This is a genomic window from Humibacter albus DSM 18994, from assembly GCF_000421825.1.
In the GTDB taxonomy this organism is placed as follows: Bacteria; Actinomycetota; Actinomycetes; order Actinomycetales; family Microbacteriaceae; genus Humibacter; species Humibacter albus.
Genome location: NZ_ATXT01000015.1, coordinates 397,836 through 414,324, shown reverse-complemented (window position 1 = coordinate 414,324; position 16,489 = coordinate 397,836). Strand labels below are relative to the sequence as shown.

At 69.9% G+C, this 16,489-nt stretch carries 17 protein-coding genes; 14 read left to right on the top strand and 3 right to left on the bottom strand.

The genetic code is table 11. The features are described 5' to 3' along the window. Positions 1–18 precede the first annotated feature (18 nt). From H623_RS19410 to H623_RS0111350, 6 genes are all read left to right on the top strand, one after another. On the top strand, positions 19–1,200 hold the full coding sequence (locus H623_RS19410) for a HesA/MoeB/ThiF family protein (protein WP_022901063.1): 1,182 nt from the start codon (positions 19–21) through the stop codon (positions 1,198–1,200). A gap of 91 nt (positions 1,201–1,291) precedes the next feature. Further along, positions 1,292–2,491 carry a molybdopterin molybdotransferase MoeA gene (locus tag H623_RS0111370; protein ID WP_022901062.1) on the top strand — a complete coding sequence of 400 codons (1,200 nt, stop codon included), beginning with the start codon at positions 1,292–1,294 and terminating at the stop codon, positions 2,489–2,491. After that, positions 2,488–2,985 carry a cyclic pyranopterin monophosphate synthase MoaC gene (moaC, locus tag H623_RS0111365; protein ID WP_022901061.1) on the top strand — a complete coding sequence of 166 codons (498 nt, stop codon included), beginning with the start codon at positions 2,488–2,490 and terminating at the stop codon, positions 2,983–2,985. The genes H623_RS0111370 and moaC overlap by 4 nt, the downstream gene beginning before the upstream one ends. After that, positions 2,982–3,695 (top strand): molybdenum cofactor guanylyltransferase, encoded by a 714-nt coding sequence (gene mobA, locus H623_RS0111360; RefSeq protein WP_022901060.1) that lies wholly within the window; start codon positions 2,982–2,984, stop codon positions 3,693–3,695. The genes moaC and mobA overlap by 4 nt, the downstream gene beginning before the upstream one ends. After that, on the top strand, positions 3,688–4,023 hold the full coding sequence (locus H623_RS19405) for a DUF6457 domain-containing protein (protein WP_022901059.1): 336 nt from the start codon (positions 3,688–3,690) through the stop codon (positions 4,021–4,023). Before mobA ends, H623_RS19405 begins: the two co-directional genes overlap by 8 nt. Continuing rightward, a complete protein-coding gene (locus tag H623_RS0111350) occupies positions 4,023–4,256 on the top strand; it encodes a MoaD/ThiS family protein (protein ID WP_022901058.1) in 234 nt (77 codons plus the stop codon). Before H623_RS19405 ends, H623_RS0111350 begins: the two co-directional genes overlap by 1 nt. Positions 4,257–4,261: 5 nt before the next feature. Here the strand turns inward: H623_RS0111350 and H623_RS0111345 are convergent, their stop codons facing one another. Further along, on the bottom strand, positions 4,262–4,687 hold the full coding sequence (locus H623_RS0111345) for a molybdenum cofactor biosynthesis protein MoaE (RefSeq protein WP_022901057.1): 426 nt from the start codon (positions 4,685–4,687) through the stop codon (positions 4,262–4,264). Next, positions 4,684–5,160 (bottom strand): MogA/MoaB family molybdenum cofactor biosynthesis protein, encoded by a 477-nt coding sequence (locus tag H623_RS0111340; RefSeq protein WP_022901056.1) that lies wholly within the window; start codon positions 5,158–5,160, stop codon positions 4,684–4,686. Before H623_RS0111340 ends, H623_RS0111345 begins: the two co-directional genes overlap by 4 nt. Before the next feature lie 535 nt (positions 5,161–5,695). Here H623_RS0111340 and H623_RS19400 point away from each other — a divergent pair. Together H623_RS19400 and H623_RS22070 are read left to right on the top strand one after the other, a co-directional pair. After that, the gene (locus H623_RS19400) at positions 5,696–7,771 is read left to right on the top strand and encodes an MDR family MFS transporter (RefSeq protein WP_022901055.1); all 2,076 of its coding nucleotides are present in this window, start codon (positions 5,696–5,698) and stop codon (positions 7,769–7,771) included. A 72-nt stretch (positions 7,772–7,843) separates the two neighbouring features. Further along, entirely contained in the window at positions 7,844–8,521 is a 678-nt protein-coding gene (locus tag H623_RS22070; protein ID WP_051143196.1) for a TetR/AcrR family transcriptional regulator, read from the top strand. Between the two features lie 76 nt (positions 8,522–8,597). Here H623_RS22070 and H623_RS21770 read toward each other — a convergent pair whose 3' ends face one another. Beyond that, complete coding sequence (locus tag H623_RS21770) at positions 8,598–8,759, bottom strand: hypothetical protein (RefSeq protein ID WP_157560954.1); 162 nt, start codon at positions 8,757–8,759, stop codon at positions 8,598–8,600. A 76-nt stretch (positions 8,760–8,835) separates the two neighbouring features. Here H623_RS21770 and iolC point away from each other — a divergent pair, with 76 nt between their 5' ends. The 6 genes from iolC (at position 8,836) to H623_RS0111290 (ending at position 16,430) form a co-directional block, all read left to right on the top strand. Continuing rightward, entirely contained in the window at positions 8,836–9,819 is a 984-nt protein-coding gene (iolC, locus tag H623_RS0111320) for a 5-dehydro-2-deoxygluconokinase (RefSeq protein WP_022901052.1), read from the top strand. 139 nt (positions 9,820–9,958) lie between these two features. Further along, the gene (locus H623_RS0111310) at positions 9,959–10,840 is read left to right on the top strand and encodes a class I fructose-bisphosphate aldolase (RefSeq protein ID WP_022901051.1); all 882 of its coding nucleotides are present in this window, start codon (positions 9,959–9,961) and stop codon (positions 10,838–10,840) included. Between the two features lie 72 nt (positions 10,841–10,912). Further along, positions 10,913–12,493: a CoA-acylating methylmalonate-semialdehyde dehydrogenase gene (locus H623_RS0111305; protein WP_022901050.1), complete on the top strand. Its 1,581-nt coding sequence runs from the start codon at positions 10,913–10,915 to the stop codon at positions 12,491–12,493. A gap of 45 nt (positions 12,494–12,538) precedes the next feature. Beyond that, on the top strand, positions 12,539–13,435 hold the full coding sequence (iolB, locus tag H623_RS0111300; RefSeq protein WP_022901049.1) for a 5-deoxy-glucuronate isomerase: 897 nt from the start codon (positions 12,539–12,541) through the stop codon (positions 13,433–13,435). Continuing rightward, complete coding sequence (iolD, locus tag H623_RS0111295; protein WP_022901048.1) at positions 13,432–15,411, top strand: 3D-(3,5/4)-trihydroxycyclohexane-1,2-dione acylhydrolase (decyclizing); 1,980 nt, start codon at positions 13,432–13,434, stop codon at positions 15,409–15,411. The genes iolB and iolD overlap by 4 nt, the downstream gene beginning before the upstream one ends. 74 nt (positions 15,412–15,485) lie before the next feature. Next, positions 15,486–16,430 carry a sugar phosphate isomerase/epimerase family protein gene (locus tag H623_RS0111290; RefSeq protein WP_022901047.1) on the top strand — a complete coding sequence of 315 codons (945 nt, stop codon included), beginning with the start codon at positions 15,486–15,488 and terminating at the stop codon, positions 16,428–16,430. Positions 16,431–16,489: the final 59 nt, after the last annotated feature.

Sequence of the window (16,489 nt, the reverse complement as noted above, 5' to 3'; positions counted from 1 at the left end):
GCGAACTACGCTGGAGAGATGCTGCCGTTCCAGGCCGGAGAGCTCCTCGCGCCACTGGTCGAGCCGCGCGCTCGGCTCAGCGACGCGGAGCTCAGCCGCACGGCGCGTCACCGGCGCCTCGCCGGACTCGAGACCGAGGGGCAACGGCGCATCGCGAGCGCCCGTGTCGCTGTGATCGGCGCCGGCGGGCTCGGCGCACCCGTCGTGCTCGCGCTCGCCGCGGCGGGCGTGGGCGAACTGGTGGTGTTCGACGACGACGTCATCGAGCTCTCGAACCTGCAGCGGCAGGTCATCCACCGCACGCAGGACGTGGGCGCCCCGAAGGCCGACAGCGCCGTGCGGGTCGCCGCCGAGCTCTCCGAGACGCGGGTACGCGCCGAGCACGTGCGGCTGACGACTCGGGATGCCGCAGAGCGGCTCGCCGGAGTCGATCTCGTGATCGACGGAACGGACTCGTTCGAGAGCCGCGAGATCGTGGCGCAGGCGTGCGAACGGCTCGGCCTCCCGCTCGTGTGGGGCACGGTGCAGGAGTTCGCCGGACAGGTGACGGTGTTCTGGTCCGCTCCGCCCGAGGGTGTCCCGGCGGTGCGGCTGCACGACCTGTACCCGCCGGGGTCCGAGGCTCCGGCGTGCTCCGCGGTGGGGGTCTTCGGGCCGCTCTGTCTGCAGGTTGGCGCGCTGATGGCATCCGAGGCGCTCAAGCTCGTGACCGGCATCGGCCGACCGCTGATCGGACGAGTCGCGCTGCTGGACGCGCTGGGAGGCACGCAGCGCGAGGTGCCGCTGCGGGCATCCAGAGCGAACGATGCCGCGGCGCCGACGAGCGGGAATACTGCGATGCGGCGCCCCCCGGTTCCCGAGGTGGACGACCTGCCAGGCGCGGCGGCCGCGGACGTTCTCGTGCTCGATGTGCGGAACGCGGATGAGCCAGGGGCGGGGCGGATCCCGGGGTCCGAGCTCGTGCCGCTGCGGGCACTGCTTCGCGATGTCGACGGCACGGTCTCCGGGCTCGGGCTGCACGGCCGTGACGTCGTCGTCGTGTGCGAGGTCGGCGTGCGGGCCCGCGTGGCGGCGGCGGCGCTGAACGGCGCCGGAGCGCACGCCTCCGTGCTGCGCGGCGGCATGGAGGGGTGGGCGCGGCGCCGTCCGGAGCAGCAGAGCGGCCGTGAACCAGAGCAGGAACGAGCTCGCCGGGGATGAGCGGGTGTCGAACGAGCGCGCCGCGGACGAGTGTGCCGGGAATTAGCGCGCCGGGAACGAGAAGCCCGTTCCGTCAGCGGAGGGAGAACGTGTGATCACCGTCGAGGAGCATCGGGAACGCATCCTGGCGGCCGTGCACGCGCTGCCCACCACCGTGATCCCGGTGCAGGCGGCGCTCGGACGCACGCTGCGCGAGCCGGTGCTCTCCGCCGTCGACCTGCCGCTGTTCGACAATTCCGCGATGGACGGCTTCGCCGTGCGCTTCGAGGATGCCGCCGGCGCGACACGCGATCACCCCGCCGTTCTCGAGGTGGTCGCCGACCTCCCCGCTGGCACGTCGGCCGACCCGGCGCTGGCACCCGGGCAGGCGGCCCGCATCATGACAGGTGCGCCGCTGCCCACCGATGCGGACACTGTGGTGCCGTTCGAGCAGACGGCTGGCGGACTCGCGGACTCGCTCGGCACGATCGAGGTCGTCGAGGCGCCCCGGTCGCGCGGAATGCACGTGCGCGGGCAGGGCGACGAATGCCGGGCCGGCGACGTGATTCTTGCGTCGGGCGCTCTTCTCGGTCCGCGGCAGCTGGCGGGCATCGCGGCGGCCGGAGTGGCTCAGGTCGCGGTGTCGCGCGCCCCTCGCGTCGCGGTGGTCTCCACCGGCGACGAGCTCCGTGCGCCGGGCGAGTCGCTCGAGCGCGGGCAGATCCCGGAGTCCAACAGCACACTGCTCGCGGCGCTCTGCGCCGAGGAGGGTGCCGAGGTGGTGCTCGTGACGCACGTCGACGACGAGGGCGACGGGCTGCGCGCGGCGCTGGCGGAGGCATCCATGCGGGGATCGGACGTGGTGATCACCTCGGGCGGCGTGAGCGCCGGCGCATACGAGGTGGTGAAGAACGTGGCTCCCATGGAATTCGTCACGGTGGCGATGCAGCCCGGAAAGCCGCAGGGGTTCGGAGCCGGCGATGGGCGGCTGCTCTTCGGGCTGCCCGGAAACCCCGTGAGCGTCGCCGTCTCGTTCGAGGTGTTCGTGCGTCCGGCGCTGCTCAAACTGCAGGGTCGCGCGCGGCTCGACCGGTTGATCGTGCGGCTGCCGGTGCTCGAGGACTGGCGCACGCCTGCCGGCCGCCGGCAATATCGACCCGTCGTCGTGGAACCCGAGGGGGTGCGACCCGTCTCACCCGGCGGGTCTCACCTGGCGGCCAGTCTCGGTCGCGCCGACGCCTACGCGATCGTCCCCGCCGAGCTGGACTCGGTGGCGGCCGGTGACGTCGTCGATGTCATGCTGATCTCATGAGCTTCACGCACTTGGATGCCGCGGGTCATGCCCGCATGGTCGACGTCACCGAGAAGCAGCCCACGGTGCGCTCCGCCACGGCGCGCGGTTTCGTGCGGTGCGCTCCGCACGTGGTCGCGGCGCTGCGCGGGGGATCCGTGCCGAAGGGCGACGTGCTCGCCGTGGCGCGCATCGCGGGCATCGCCGGCGCCAAGCGCACGCCGGAGCTTCTGCCGCTGGCGCACGTGATCGGCGTTCACGGTGCGGCCGTCGACGTTCGCGTCGTGGACGAGGGAGTCGAGCTACAAGCGACCGTGCGCACCGCCGACCGCACGGGTGTCGAGATGGAAGCGCTCACTGCGGTGTCGGTGGCGGCGCTCGCCGTGGTCGACATGGTCAAGGCGCTCGACAAGGCCACCTCCATCACCGACGTGCGACTCATCGCGAAGACCGGCGGCAAGTCCGGACCGTGGCAGCGGCCGGGGGAGGACGTCGGATCGGAAGCGGACGGATGACGGCCGCGGCTTCCGCAAAGGCCGCCGTGCTGCTCGCCGGCGGCCGCGCGTCGCGCATGGGCGGCATCGACAAACCGGCCCTCGAGGTGCGGGGCCGCACACTGTTGGAGCGCGCTCTCGATGCGGTGCGGGGAGCGGAATGCGCGCCGGTCGTCATCGTCGGGCCACGCCCCGAGCACAAGGCCGTCGACGACACGGATGCCGCGGGGATCGCGGTCGAGTGGGCCCGCGAAGACCCGCCGTTCAGCGGGCCCGCGGCAGCCGTGGTGGCGGGACTGGCAGCGATGGCGAAAGCGGCGACGCAGCGCGAGGGGGCCGGCGGTGGAGCGGCCGATCGGACGTCCCATGACACAGCGGCCTCGACCGACGAGGCCGAGTGGACGTTCCTCCTGGCGTGCGACCTTCCGCGGGCACAGGAGGCGGTGGGTCGACTGGCCGCATGGATCGCGGCGGCGCCGACGCCGCACACGGCCGATGGGGCGTGTCTCGTCGACGCGTCGGGCCGCGGCCAGTGGCTCACCGGCGTGTACCGCACGAGCGCGCTGAGGGAGGCCGCGGCATCCGTTCCCGACGGCGGGAGGGATGCCTCGGTGCGCTCCCTGCTCGCCGGCCTCGACATCGAGGCGCTCACCGATACCGACCACGTCGCCGACGATGTCGATACGTGGGACGATTTCGACAGGATCACGAAGGAGAAATCCCATGGCTGACCGTCTGCCCCCGGAAGCACTGGACCAGTGGGCCGAAGCGCTGCGCGAGCGTTTCGACCTGAGCGCGCAGGATGTGCCGATCGCGTTGATCCTGGACCTCGCCAAGGACGTCGCCAACGGCGTCGCCCGCCCAGCCGCACCGTTCAGCGCGTTCGTCGCGGGGCTCGTCGCGGGTCGCGCCGGGGGCTCGCCGGATCAGGTGCGTGAGGCGGTCGCGGCCGTGTCGGAGCTGGCCGGCAGTTGGCAGAACGGCTCCGCGGAGAACGGCTCCGCGGAGAACGGGTCCGCGGAGAACGGGTCCACGCAGCACGACCCGGGGCGGGTCTGATGGTCGCGGTTCGTCTGTTCGCGGCCGCGGAAGAAGCAGCCGGCGCGGCGGAGCTCGACGTCTCCGCGGCCGACGTGGCCGGGCTGCGCGCCGCGCTCAGCGCCGGGCATCCCGCGCTGGGCGAGATACTTCCACGATGCTCCGTGCTCGTGGACGGCGCTCGCACCGACGACGCGGAGCCGCTGCCTGCTGGCGCTGTGGTGGACATCCTTCCGCCGTTCGCCGGCGGGTAGACGGGTCAGCCGCCGAGGCCCTTCCACGCGGTCGTGCCGTCGGCTTCGATCTGGCGCTTCCAGATGGGCAGCTCGTGCTTGATCGACTCGATGAGCGCCCGCGAGACGTCGAACGCCTCACCGCGGTGGGCCGCCGAGACCGCGACGATCACGGCCGGTTCGCCGACGCTCAGGCGGCCGATGCGATGGCTGACGGCGACGATCGCCTCCGTGCCGGCGCTCGCACGCTCGGCCAGGGTCATGAGTGCGGTCTCGGCGTCGGGATGCGAGGTGTATTCGAGCGCGACGACCGAACCCGTGGCATCCGGATCGTGGTCCCGCACCCGGCCGACGAACGAGATCTCGGCGCCCGTGCGGGCGTCTTGCACGGCATCCAGGTGCTCGGCGAGGTCGAGTGGCTCGGCGCTGATGCGCGCGAGGCGCACGGTCATCGGTGATCCTCTCCCTGCACCTGTGCGAGCACGTGCGGCGCGACCTGCAGAAGAATCGGCATGCCGGAGGCGACGGCGGCCGGTGACCCGGGCAGATTCACGATGAGCGTCTCGCCGGCAAGGCCGGCGAGGCCGCGGGAGAGCATGCCGGCCGGCTTCTCGGCTGTGCTGCGCCGGCGCAGCTCCTCCGCGATGCCGGGCACCTCGCGCGTGAGCACTCGGGCGGTGCCCTCCGGCGTCTCATCGCGCGGGCTCACACCGGTGCCGCCTGTCGTGACAATCAATCGGATGCCGTCAGCCAGCAGCTTGCGCAACGCACCTTCGACGGAGTCGGCGCCGTCCGGCACGACCACGGGTTCGGCGCACGCGAAGCCCGCCTCGCGCAAGGCCGCGACGGCGACCGGCCCGCTCGTGTCGTCCCGCTCGCCGGCACTGGACCGATCGGACACCGTGAGGACGGCCGCTGCATACACGCCACCAGCCTAGGGCGCGGTCCCCGAGCGGACTTCGTCGCGAGTCCGCGGCGGGCCCCGGCCAAGCCGGCCGTGACCTCGTGGCGGGCCGTGTCGTCGGACGCGGGTGAGTCCGTGACCGCCGTCTCTTCGTTTGAAAGTCAAGAAATGCACATACGACGCCGGAGGTTCGCATTTCTTGACTTCCAAACGCGGGGCGGCGCGCCCCCTGTTCCGCTTCGGACGGATGTGGCCGGTGCATCGGGAACTCTTGTCCGATTCGGGACGGGGGACCCGGGACGAAGTAGCGGGGTCGGGCGCTGCAAGAGCCCGGCGCAGGAAGAAAGGAAGCTGAACGCGCATCAGCTTTCTGAAAGCATCCACAGGAACGTGCACGTCGAGCAAAAATGCGCTGCTGCAAACTTGCACACTGTGCATCGAGAGGCGTAATCTTGCATTGCCTGCAAGAAATTGCCCGCCAGTGTCGGCGTCCAGTGCCGCTCGGTCGGTGGCCGGGCGACGCGCTTTCACTACTCCCGCAATCCGAAGGACTGGCATGTCAACCGCAACCGCTCCGGTGCAGACCCGCGAGGTCGCATCCGGAGGGTCGTCGCCGATCATGAATCATCGGCAGATCCTCCTCGTCATCTACGGCCTCATGGCCGCCATGTTCCTGTCATCGCTCGATCAGACGGTCGTCGGCACGGCGATCCGCACCATCGGCGATGACCTGCACGGCCTCGAGCAGCAGGCCTGGGTCACCACCGCCTACCTGATCACCTCGACGATCACGGTGCCGATCTACGGCAAGCTCTCCGACATCTTCGGACGGCGACCGCTGTTCATCTTCGGCATCGTCGTGTTCGTTCTCGGCTCGCTCTTGTCGTCGTTCTCGACGTCGATGCTCATGCTCGCCGCTTTCCGTGCTTTCCAGGGCATCGGCGCCGGTGCGCTGATGTCGCTGCCTCTGGCGATCATGGGCGACATCCTGGCTCCGCGTGAGCGGGCCAAATACCAGGGCTACTTCTTCGCCGTGTTCGGCATCTCCACGCTCGTCGGCCCGCTCGTGGGCGGCCTGTTCGCCGGGGCGAACCAGATCATGTGGATCTCCGGATGGCGCTGGGTGTTCCTGATCAACGTGCCGATCGGCATCATCGCCCTCCTGATGATCATCGCGTTCCTCCACCTGCCGAAGGTGGCCGATCACAAGAAGCCCCGTATCGACTGGTGGGGTGCCTCGGCCGTCGTCGTCGCCCTGGTTCCGCTGCTCCTCGTCGCCGAGCAGGGAAGCACCTGGGGATGGTCGTCGGCGGGCGCGATCGCCTGCTACGTGCTCGGGGGCCTGGGCGCCATCGCCTTCGTCGTGATCGAGATCCTCATGAAGGACGACGCGATCATCCCGATGAAGCTGTTCCGTTCCGGGACGTTCTCGATGGCCACCGTGATCGGCGTGCTGGTCGGCTTCGGCATGTTCGGCGCCATGATGACCATCCCGCTCTACCTGCAGATCGTGGTCGGACTGAGCCCGACGGCATCCGGTTTCGCCATGGTCCCCATGGTCCTCGGCTTGATGATCGCGGCACTGAGTTCCGGTCAGATCACCGCACGCACGGGCAAGTACCGCATCTTCACGGTCACCGGCACCGCGTTCACGGCGGTCGGGTTCTTCATGCTGACGTTCATCAAGTTCGACAGTCCGCTGTGGTTCCTCATGGCAGGGATGTTCGTGGTCGGCCTCGGCCTCGGTCAGCTGATGCAGACACTCGTGCTCGCCAGCCAGAACTCGGTCGAACCGAAGGACATGGGCGTCGCCAGCAGCGCTGCCACGTTCTTCCGCCAGATCGGTGGAACGCTCGGAACCGCGATCATGCTGTCGGTGCTGTTCTCGGTGCTGCCCGGCAACATCGTGACGGGCATGAGCGACAATGCCACGCTCAGTTCCGCTCTGGATGCCGCGCTCGACCCGACCGTCGCGACCGCCCAGCAGAACAAGGCGATCATGAAGCAGCTCTGGAATCCGATGGTCGACCCGATCAAGGAGAACATCCAGAAGCAGCTCGACAGCGCCGCCACGCAGGCCAAGGCGGCAGCCGACAAGGCTGTGACCGAGAAGGTCACCGCAGCGGTCGACCAGCAGGTGGGCGCGGGTGTGATCCCCGAGTCGTACGCGCCGTCCGTGATCGACCAGCAGGTGGCTGCGGCGAAGCCCGCCGCCGAGAAGGCCGCGCTCGAGGCGGTCGCCACGAAGGCGCACGCCACCGTCATCGACGGCAAGGTCTCGGTGAACTGGGCGAACGACAAGCAGCGCACCTACTGGGTGGACCAGCTCACGCCGAAGATCCACAAGCAGATCACGAAGAGCGACTCGAAGGCATCCAATGCCTCGAGCAGTTCGACCAGCGACACGTCGTTCCTGAACGGCGCCGACAGCCGGCTGAGCAAGCCGTTCATGGTCGGATTCACCCAGGCCGCGCAGACGATCTACTGGCTCGCTCTCAGCGTGATCCTGCTCGCCTTCGTGCTCACGTGGTTCTTCAAGGTGCCGCCGCTGCGTCAGAGGTCCGCTCTGCAGGAGCAGGCGGACAAGGCGGGGCTCACCGAGACCGGTTCGATTCGGACGCAGGGAGCCTGAGTCCGACGTGTCCAGGGGATGGCTGCGGTCGACCCCTGGACACCCGGGCCTCGGAGAGGCAGTGTGAACACGATGACCAGCACCCAGCACGACGCGTTCGACGAGCAGACGGCGCCCGAGGCCGAGACGCTGCGCGAGCGCAAGAAGCACCAGACACGTCAGGCCATCCATGACGCGGCGCTGAAGCTCGTGGAGCAGAACGGCCTCGACGGCACGACGGTCGAGCAGATCTGCAACGAGGCGGACGTCTCGTTGCGCACGTTCTTCAACTATTTCCCCTCGAAGGCGGCGGCCGCGCTCGGGCTGCCGGAGGAGGCGATCTACCCCGGCACGATCGAGCGCTTTCGGGCGGCGAACGGCGACCTCATCCCGGCGCTCTGCGACCTGATCGGCGTCTCCGCCGGCTATGGCGCAGACCGTAAGCGCATGAAGGCGCTGATGATGAAACGGCCGGAGCTCATGCCCGCCTTCACCCAGTGGATGAGTTCCGTGCGCGACCAGTTCGTGCAGCTCGCTGCCGAACGTTCCGGCTCGCACGAGACAGCCGTGGCGGCCGCGACGCTCGTGATGTCGGCGCTCGGGTTCGCCATGCATGACCGTCCGAACAGCGACAAGCCCGTTGCCGAGCGCGTGCAGGATGCGGTCGACGCGCTGGTCGCGGTGCGGTCGGCGCCGCTCCTCCCGGTGGCGGCCGAGGCCGCCGACGCCGGCGAGGACGAGCCGGACGCACGGGAGACCGCACCGGCGTAGCGCAACCGGCACTGAGACATACCGATCCGGCTGAGACGGACCTCCTCGAGGCCTGTCTCAGCCGGATCGGTATGTCTCAGGGACTTCGCCCGCCCGCCGCCGCCGTTGCGCCGCCGCCGCCGTCACCGCCGCCGCCGTTGCACCGCCGCCGCCGTTGCACCGTCGCCGCCGTTGCGCCGTCGCCGTCGCCGTCGTCGTCGTCGCCGTCGCGCCGTCGCGCCGACTGCTCTTGCACCACTGAGGACAGCATGTTAGTTTGACAGCACAAACTCATGGTGCCTCGATCCAGGGGCACGCGGACGAGGAGCGACTGCATGACTCAGCCCGGCGCGGTGCCCGCGGGGGAGCCGTTCGACCTGATCACGATGGGGCGGATCGGAGTCGACATCTACCCGTTGCAGGACGGCGTCGGCCTCGAAGAGGTGCAGACGTTCGGCAAATACCTCGGCGGAAGCGCCACCAACGTGGCGATCGCCGCGGCGCGGCACGGGCGGCGAACCGCGGTGGTGACGGCGACGGGCGTCGACCCGTTCGGCCGCTACGCGCACGCCGAACTGCGCCGACTCGGCGTCGACGACCGCTACGTCTCGACCGTGGCGGGACTGAACACGCCGGTGACGTTCTGCGAGATGTTCCCGCCCGACGACTTTCCGCTCTACTTCTACCGCGAGCCGATCGCGCCCGACCTGATGATCGGCGAAGACGACCTCGACCCGGATGCCATCCGAGGCGCCCGAATCTTCTGGGCCACCGTCACGGGGCTCTCCCGTGAGCCGAGCAGGTCGACGCATCATGCGGCGTGGGATGCGCGTGGTCGCCAGCCGCTCACCGTGCTCGACCTCGACTACCGGCCCATGTTCTGGGAGTCGCCCGAGGCGGCCACCGCCGAGGTGCACCGCGCGCTCGAGCACGTCACTGTCGCCGTCGGCAACCGCGAGGAGTGCGCGGTCGCTGTCGGCGAGACCGATCCTCAGCGTGCCGCGGATGCCCTGCTCGACCGGGGCGTGGAACTCGCGATCGTCAAACAGGGGCCGCGCGGCGTGCTCGCGAAGACCCGCGAGCAGACCGTGGAGGTGGCCCCGATCGAGGTAGCCGTCGTGAACGGCCTCGGCGCCGGCGACGGCTTCGGCGGCGCGCTCTGCCACGGGCTGCTGGCCGGCTGGGACCTGCACCGCGTCATCCGATTCGCCAACGCCGCTGGCGCGATCGTCGCCGGCCGGCGCGAGTGCTCAACGGCCATGCCGAGCACTGCCGAGGTGGACGCCCTCATCGCGGAGGTCGACAGTGTCCGCGCCTGAGGCCGGGGTGCAGCCCCTCGACTCGCTGCGCTCGCGCGGGGGGCAGGGGGAAGCTCTCCGGGGGCAGGGGGAAGCTGCGGTCTCCCGGGAGCCGGGGGAAGCTGCGGTCTCCCGGGAGCAGGGGCAAGCATCCCGCGCCGTGATCACCGCGGACGAGTTCGCCCGACTGCGTCGCGTGCGGCAGCACGACCCCGCGTCGGTCGCCGTGACGCTGCAGTCGCGCACGCGACGCCCGCTCGTGCGCGGCGACGGGCGCTTGTTCATCGTCGCGGCCGACCACCCGGCCCGCGGCGCGCTCGGCGTGCGCTCCGACCCCGTCGCGATGGCCGATCGCTACGACCTGCTGCAGCGACTCGCGCTTGCTCTGCAGAACCCGGGCGTCGACGGCGTGCTCGGAACTCCCGACATCATCGAGGACCTCGCCGTGCTCGGCGCCCTGGACGGCAAGGTCGCGGTGGGCTCCATGAACCGCGGCGGCCTGCGCGGGGCATCCTTCGAGCTCGACGACCGCTACACCGCGTACAATGTCGACTCCATGGTGCGCTCGCGCCTGGATGCCGCCAAGCTGCTCGTGCGCATCGGCCTCGATGACGACGCCACGGCCCGCACCCTGGAGCAGTCCGCCAGGGCCGTGACGGAGTCCGCACGGGCGCAGCTGCCGATCCTGCTCGAGCCGTTCGTGAGCGAGCGGGTCGACGGTCGCATCGTCAACGACCTCTCGACGGATGCCGTCATCACCTCGGTCGCGATCGCATCCGGTCTCGGCGCCTCCAGCGCCTACAGCTGGCTGAAACTGCCGGTCGTCGACGACATGGAGCGCGTCATGGCCGCGACCACTCTGCCGACGCTGCTGCTCGGTGGGGACAGTGACGCGAAACCCGACGAGACGTATGCGTCATGGGCATCCGCCCTCGCGCTCCCCGGCGTGCACGGCCTCGTGGTCGGCCGCACGCTCCTCTACCCGCACGACGACGATGTGGCGAAGGCCGTGGGCACCGCCGCCTCTCTCGTCCACGGCTGACGGCGACGCCGTCCCCTCCCGATTCCGCCTTTCGTTCGCACGCGAAGGACCTGACGCACTAAGGAACATGGCATGACCACCACCGACACCACCCAGACTTCCGCCGCCGCCGGCGCCTTCGGAGCGGCGGCCGACCTGCCGGTCGTGACGCACTGGATCGACGGGGCCGAGCATCCGTCGAACAGCGGCCGCACGGCGCCGGTGTACGACCCGGCACGCGGCGTGGTGACCAAGCGGGTCGCGCTGGCCGACCAGGCGGAGATCGACGAGGCGATCGCATCGGCGCAACGCGGTTTCGAAGTGTGGAGCGCTCTGTCGATCGCGAAGCGCCAGGCGGTGATGTTCGCGTTCCGCGAGTTGCTGAACGCACGCAAGCAGGAGCTGGCGGAGATCATCACCTCCGAGCACGGCAAGGTGCTCTCGGACGCGCTGGGCGAGATCAATCGCGGCCAGGAGGTCGTCGAGCTCGCCACCGGGTTCCCGCACCTGACCAAGGGCGCGTTCAGCGAGGGTGCGTCGACCGGCATCGACGTGTATTCGATCCGTCAGCCGCTGGGTGTGGTCGGACTGATCAGCCCGTTCAACTTCCCGGCGATGGTGCCGATGTGGTTCTTCCCCGTGGCGATCGCGGCGGGCAACGCGGTGGTGCTCAAGCCGAGCGAGAAGGACCCGTCGGCGGCGCTCTGGATCGCGCGGCTGTGGCAGGAGGCCGGGCTTCCCGACGGCGTGTTCACGGTGCTGCAGGGCGACAAGCTGGCGGTGGACGGCCTGCTTCAGAGCCCGGTCGTGCAGGCCGTCTCGTTCGTCGGCTCGACGCCGATCGCGCAGTACATCTACGAGACGGCGGCGAAGAACGGCAAGCGGGTGCAGGCGCTGGGCGGCGCGAAGAACCACATGCTGGTGCTTCCGGATGCCGACCTCGACCTGGTCGCGGACCAGGCGGTCAACGCCGGGTACGGCGCGGCGGGTGAGCGCTGCATGGCGGTGTCCGTGGTGCTGGCGGTGGAGCCGGTGGCCGACGAGCTGATCGGCAAGATCGCCGACCGTATTGCGAAGCTGCGGGTCGGCGCCGGCGTGGGCGACGCATCCGGTGAGCCCGATCTGGGGCCGCTGATCTCGCCGGAGCACAAGAAGAAGGTCTCCGGCTATGTCGACATCGCGGAGGCGGATGGTGCGACGATCGTCGTCGACGGCCGCGCGTGCAACGTGGACGGCCACGAGGACGGGTTCTTCTTCGGACCGACGCTCATCGATGCCCTGCCGACCGGGTCTCGCGCCTATCAGGAGGAGATCTTCGGGCCGGTGCTGCAGGTGCTGCGCGTGAAGTCGTTCCAGGAGGGCCTCGACCTCATCAACTCGGGCCAGTTCGGCAACGGCACTGCCATCTTCACGAACGACGGCGGGGCGGCGAGGCGGTTCCAGAGCGAGGTGCAGGTCGGCATGATCGGCATCAACGTGCCGATCCCGGTACCGGTCGCCTATCACTCGTTCGGCGGCTGGAAGAACTCGCTCTTCGGCGACGCGAAGGCGTACGGTGCCCACGGGTTCGACTTCTTCACCCGGGAGAAGGCCGTCACGGCGCGCTGGATCGATCCGGCCACTCGCGGCGGCGACCACGGCGGCATCAACCTCGGATTCCCGCAGAACGACTGAACGCGCTCGCTCAGGGAGCAGGCATCGTAGAAAGGCACCGGGCACATGGCCGAACGCAATGAATGGTTCTTCCCGCGCGGCTCGCTCGCCGACGGCGCGTGGGAGTCGGTGGTCGACGACACGATCGATGGCTGGACACACACCGGAATCCGGGTCGCCGTGCTCGACGGCGGCAGCGTCGAGCTGCCGGCGGCCGACGTGGAGCGCATCGTGGTGCCTCTGTCGGGCGGCTTCCGTGTGGAGCACGATGGCACCACGACGGTGCTCGCCGGCCGGGAGAACGTGTTCGCGGGCCCGACCGACGTGCTGTACGTCGGCGCGGGCTCGCGGCTGCGCATTCACGGGACGGGACGGGTGGCGGTCGCCGAGGCCGTGACATCCGTGCGCAAGCCGAGCGCGTACATCCCGGTGCAGAAGGTTCCCGTCGAGATCCGCGGTGCCGGTCGCGACACACGTCAGGTGCACAACTTCGGCACGCCGGACGTGCTGGATGCCGCGGGCATCATCGCCTGCGAGGTCATCACGCCCGCGGGGAACTGGTCGTCGCATCCCGCCCACAAGCACGACGAAGACGTGCCGGGGCAGGAGTCGCAGCTCGAGGAGATCTACTACTTCGAGGCGGCGGCGCACTCTGGGCTGAAGCCACCGGAGAATGCGGATGCCTTCGGCACGTTCGCGACGTATTCCTCGCCGGCCGGAGACATCGACACCGGCGCCATGGTGCGTACCGGCGACATCGCGCTGGTGCCGTTCGGATACCACGGGCCGGCCGCCGCCGCGCCGGAGTACGACCTCTACTACCTGAACGTGATGGCCGGCCCGGGCGAGCTGCGCCAGTGGCTCATCACCGACGACCCGAGACAGAGCTGGATCCGCGCGCACTGGCAGACCCGGCTCCCCGACCCCCGTCTCACGGGCGGCCACCACGGAGGACGAGCATGAGCGCGAGCACGAACACGAGCACGACGACACGGCGCAGCATGCGGCGGCGCATGACGGTCGGCCAGGCCATCGTCGAATTTCTGGGACACCAGTTCACCGTGGACGGCGACGTGCGCGAGCGGACCGTGCCGGGCATCCTGGGCATCTTCGGTCACGGCAACGTCGCCGGGCTCGGGCAGGCCCTCAAGCAGTACAACGTGCTGCAGCCCGACCTGCTGCCGTACCACCAGGCGCGCAACGAGCAGGCGATGGTGCACCAGGCGGTCGGATTCGCGCGCGTGCACCGCCGGCGCGCGACGCTGGCGGCGGCGGCCTCCGTCGGGCCGGGCGCGGCGAACATGCTCACCGGCGCCGCGCTGGCGACCGCGAACCGGCTGCCCGCGCTGCTGCTGCCCAGCGACACGTTCGCCACCCGGGTGGCGGACCCGGTGCTGCAGCAGCTGGAGCATCCGCACGACATCGGGCTGCAGGTGACGGATGCCTTCCGCCCGCTCTCGAGGTTCTTCGACCGGGTGCAGCGCCCCGAGCAGCTCTACTCGATCGCCCTGGCCGCGATGCGCGTTCTCACCGACCCGGCAGAGACCGGCGCGGTCACGATAGCGCTGCCGGAGGACGTGCAGGCCGAGGCGATCGACGTGCCCGAGGAGTTCCTCGCCGACCGCGAGTGGCACCTGCGCCGGCCGGTCCCCGAACGGTGGGCGCTGGATGCCGCGGTCTCCGCGATCCGCGCCGCGAAGCGACCCTTCCTCATCGCCGGGGGCGGCGTGATCTACTCGGGCGCCGAGAACGTGCTGCGCGCGCTCGTCGAGGCCACGGGCATCCCGGTCGGCACGAGTCAGGCCGGTGGCGGCGCGTTGAACTGGGATCACCCGCAGTACCTGGGGGGTGTGGGCGCGACCGGGACGACCGCCGCCAACCGGCTGGCCGCCGAGGCCGACCTGGTGATCGGCGTCGGCACCCGGTACAGCGACTTCACGACCGGCAGCCGCTCCGCATTCCAGAACCCCGACGTGACGTTCGTGAACGTCAACGTCGCCTCGTTCGATGCGTACAAGCACGGCTCGCAGCTGCCGGTGATCGCGGATGCCCGCGAGACGCTGGCCGCGCTGCTTCCGGCCCTCGACCGGTACCGCGTCGATGGCGAGTACGCCGAGCGCATCGCCAGGGAGAAGGCGGAATGGGATGCCGTCGCCGACGTGGCGCTCGCCGCTCCGGCACCCGATTCCGCACCGGTACTGCCTGCGCAGTCGCAGATCATCGGCGCCGTGCAGTCGGCCACCGCGCCCCAGGATGTCGTCGTGCAAGCCGCGGGATCACTTCCGGGTGACCTGCACAAGCTGTGGCGGGTGCGCGACCCGCTGGGCTACCACGTGGAGTACGCGTTCTCGACCATGGGCTACGAGATCGCCGGCGGCATCGGCGTCAAGCGTGGGCTGGAGGCGCTCGGTTCATCGGAGCACGGCGACGACCGGGATGTCATCGTCATGGTCGGCGACGGTTCCTACCTCATGCTGCACAGCGAGCTCGCGACGGCCGTGGCCGAGGGCATCAAGATCATCGTCGTTCTCATCCAGAACGAGGGCTACGCGTCCATCGGCAACCTCTCCGAATCCGTCGGATCCCAGAGGTTCGGCACCCGGTACCGCTACCTCGACCACGAGCAGCGCAACTTCGAGTCCGGCGGCCTGCTCGACGCGGTCGACCTCGCCGCGAACGCACGCAGCTACGGAGTCGACGTCGTCGAGGTGCAGCCGGGAGCGGATGCCGTCGGCCGCCTTCACGACGCGGTCGTGGCGGCGAAGGCGAGTCAGGCATCCACGCTCATCCACATTCACTCCGACCCGTACGCGCCCGCGCCGGACGGCGAGGGCTGGTGGGATGTGCCGGTCGCGCAGGTCTCCGAGTTGGAGAGCACAAGGCAGGCGTACGACGACTACCTCGAACAACGCACGAAGCAGCGGCCCTTGCTGGGCTGAGGCCCTGCTTCCGCGTCGGCTCCGACCCTCGCTCTCCACAAGCCGACGCCTCGATCACGACACGAAGGACGACGATGACCGACACCGACACCCGCTCCGACGCGGTCGGCCCGCACACACAGGGACTCCGCATCGGCACCGCGCCCGACTCCTGGGGGGTGTGGTTCCCCGACGACCCGCGCCAGACGCCGTGGGACCGCTTCCTCGACGAGGCGCAGACCGCCGGCTACCACTGGATCGAACTCGGCCCATACGGCTACCTGCCCACCGATCCGCACGAGCTCGAGGACGAGCTCGGCAAACGCGACCTCGAACTCTCGGCCGGAACCGTCTTCACCGGTTTCCACAAGGGTGAGGAGCAGTGGCAGCGCGCCTGGGACCAGGCGGTGAAGGTCGCGGGGCTCGCGCACGCGCTGGGCGCCGAGCACATCGTGGTCATCCCTGACCTCTGGCGATCGGATGCCACGGGCGAGACCCTCGAGTCCCGCACTCTCACGGACGAGCAGTGGCGGAAGCTCGCCTCCGGCCATGACCGCCTGGGCAAAGCGCTGCTCGACGAGTACGGCGTGCACCAGCAGTTCCACTCCCACGCCGACAGCCATGTCGGCACGCGGCGCGAGGTGGAGCGGCTGCTCGCGCTCACCGATCCGCGCTACGTCAATCTGTGCCTCGACACCGGTCACTACGCGTACTACGGCGGCGACAGCGTGGCGCTGATCGACTCCCACCCGGAACGTATCGGCTACCTGCACCTCAAGCAGATCGATCCCGACCTGCGCTTCGAGGTGCTGAAGAACGACGTGCCGTTCGGTGACGCGGCGAACGACATCATGGTCGAGCCGCCCGCGGGCATCCCGGACTTCGCGCCGATCATCGAAGCGGTCTCCGCGCTGGACCCGGAGATCTTCGCGATCGTCGAGCAGGACATGCCCGGCGTCGATATCGACCTGCCGCTCGGCATCGCCACCCGCACGCGCGAGCACATCTTCGGCTGCACGCCACTGACCCGCGTGCGTTGACAGCTCGGACAGGGCTCCCTGAGCGAGGCGAAGCCCGCTCGAATCCGGGTCCCTGAGCG